This window comes from Oceanobacillus luteolus, from assembly GCF_023715655.1.
Lineage (GTDB): Bacteria > Bacillota > Bacilli > Bacillales > Amphibacillaceae > Oceanobacillus > Oceanobacillus luteolus.
Genome location: NZ_JAMBON010000097.1, coordinates 1 through 1,954 on the forward strand (window position 1 = coordinate 1; position 1,954 = coordinate 1,954).

A 1,954-nucleotide genomic window follows, 5' to 3' on the forward strand; every position below is an offset into this window, starting at 1 on the left:
TACACCGCCAACAACCCAGGTATAGTGACCGATGATGATAAATTTTACTCAAAAAAGGATCCAAGCAAAATTTTTTGCTTGAATCCTTTTTAATTACTGTTTTTGGCTAGTTATGTCCCAGCCTCTTGCTTTTTTGCTGTACTGAGTATTTATCAGAGACCGATCTTTTTCCTATTAAGCAGCCTTGCCTGTTGCATGAATGAGATTTGCTTGGATTAGGCGTTGTCTTACGGTAATGCCGATCCAGCTTGCTAGGAAAGCTTTGATAAAGCCGACTGCTAGGAATGGGTAAACACCTGCTGCTAGAGCTGCTCCCCACCCTAAATCTAGTACAATTTTCAATTGGACCGTACCAAATAGTAAGGTGATAAACATTCCAATTACATTCGCATAAAGTGCCATCGGGACGGTGAATCTTGTTTTCTCTAAGATAAATCCTGTTACAAATGCCGTAGCAATGAACCCGATAATATATCCACCAGATGGCCCTACAATGACTTGAAGTCCCCCACTGAATCCTGCAAACACCGGAACACCCACTGCCCCAAGTAGCATATAGCATACCATTGCAAGTGCCCCTTGACGGCTTCCGAGAATCGTTGCAGCTAGTCCTACCGCCAATGTTTGTCCACTAATTGGAATTAATGGTAATGGAATCTCTACCTGTGCCAAAATCCCAGTAATAGCAGCGAAGATTGCACAGTTCATGATAACCCTTAACCTCTTGCTTTGATCATTCATTCTCTCTTCCCCCCCCATGAAACCTGTCTCGAAATATTTGAAAATATATTTTAAAGTTTATTATTAAAAAAGTATATTGTCAACCTTATATTTTTATAGGTGACAATATGTGTGCATTATTTTTACTTTTATATAACCTCATTATTGAAGTGATATATATAGGTTATTAGGTTTTATAATAACAAAATCTAGTTTAAAATTTTCCCCGAATAAAAAAACCATCTAAAATAGATGGTCTTTAATAACATTAGGGTTGGCAACATAGATTTCCTTCGCCCTTTTCAAGAGCAGATTTTAGACTATCAAGAACACCTGACCAAGCCATTTCGTGCCAGTTAATTGCTTCAACCCAGTCTTCATGATCTTTAAATCCAATATGTTCCACAATCACCTTTGTAGAATTATCGTTGATTGATTTGAAACTTACATTAACAATTGTTAATTCATCTTCTTTGTTCATTAATTCCTCGAATTCATCTGGTCCTTTCCAAGTAAAATGTAGCTCTTTTTCATTAATAAGTTTTGTGATTTTACATCCCTTAGTATTCATACTTGTACGATTTCCAGGTATAAAATACAGTTCGTATGCGCCACCTTCTCTTAATTCTACTACTGCTTCAGGAGCAAACCATTCAGAAACTCTTTCAGAGATTGTCCAGGCATACCATACTAAGTTTAATGGAGCATGAATAGTTACCTCTTTAATAATAGCTTTATCATTTGTAGTAGTTGTCAAAAGAAACCTCTCCCTTTGAAATATTATATCAATTAAATAATAACATTATTTAAAATATTTAGAAGTAGAAATTCGAATTATTGTTTTACAGCTTAATAAATAAACGGCAGATATGTTGAAAAAGGTAAAAGAAGGATAAACATTCTTTATTGTTGAATTTACTAGAGAGGTGGGATTATTGAAGGAGAAATTGGGGGGGATTTGATGGAAACAAAGAAAAAGACATTAAACGTTCGGATTATTATCTTAGTCATATTTGATATATGTAAATTTAGAAGATAATGATATTTTGATTGTCTAGTTACATATTTCAAATGCATTTCTTAGTATGGACAGCAATTAGTTGAAGGGTAAACCCGTAATCAAACAACGCATACAAAAATGAAGCACCTCTTGCTAAGATAGAAATATCAATTGAAGGAGGTGCTTTTCTATGCCACATGAAGAACTAATCATCGTGCCCGTAACACTCCATCC

General features: G+C 35.2%; 2 protein-coding genes. Both read right to left on the minus strand.

Annotated elements, in window-relative coordinates:
• Positions 1–174 precede the first annotated feature (174 nt).
• A complete protein-coding gene (locus tag M3210_RS19755) occupies positions 175–741 on the minus strand; it encodes a biotin transporter BioY (RefSeq protein ID WP_251517984.1) in 567 nt (188 codons plus the stop codon).
• A 247-nt stretch (positions 742–988) separates the two neighbouring features.
• The gene (locus M3210_RS19760; protein ID WP_251517986.1) at positions 989–1,477 is read right to left on the minus strand and encodes an SRPBCC family protein; all 489 of its coding nucleotides are present in this window, start codon (positions 1,475–1,477) and stop codon (positions 989–991) included.
• Positions 1,478–1,954 lie beyond the last annotated feature (477 nt).